The sequence below is a fragment of the Morganella sp. HMSC11D09 genome, from assembly GCF_001807955.1.
GTDB classification, from domain to species: domain Bacteria; phylum Pseudomonadota; class Gammaproteobacteria; order Enterobacterales; family Enterobacteriaceae; genus Morganella; species Morganella morganii.
The window spans coordinates 313-844 of record NZ_KV791668.1 but is presented as its reverse complement, the minus strand read 5'-3'; the positions used below and the strand labels follow the sequence as shown (position 1 = coordinate 844).

Genomic DNA, 532 nt, shown 5'->3' with positions numbered 1-532 from the left:
CCTGTTCGCGGAAAAGCCAAAAGCAAAACCGTGATGCCGGAAAACTTTGCACCGACACCAGAACACATTGAGCAGGCCAAAGCCGCCGGTCTGGACATTCAGGACGAGTTTCAGAAATTCAGCGACTACCACGCCAGCAAGGGTACCCAATACGCTGACTGGAATGCCGGTTTCAGATACTGGCTGAATACAGCTGCCGGATTTAAGCGCAAAGCAAATTCAGAGAACATCGACACCACTGAGCGCGAAGAGGCATTCACCCGCCTGATCGGCTCCCGTTCAAAACCACGGAACCGCACCGAAGAAATCGCGCTGGAAATGGCCGGGAAAACCGGTATCCGGACGCAGACCGAGTTTATGGGCCGCAAGACGTGGATTGATATCTGGAAACAGGCCACAGAGCAGGCCGCAAAAGAACGGGAGGCAGCATGAACATGCGCTCAGAAAGCAAAGAGATTTACGGCGTGAGTGTGTTCCCGATTCTGGCTGTCCTGCATCAGACCCGCCGGTGGTGGGTACTGCGTGACCTGAA

General features: G+C 54.7%; 1 pseudogene. It reads left to right on the top strand.

From position 1 onward, the window contains the following. Nucleotides 1-432 (top strand): annotated as a pseudogene (locus HMPREF3119_RS19690) (helix-turn-helix domain-containing protein); the annotation flags it as partial. Nucleotides 433-532: the final 100 nt, after the last annotated feature.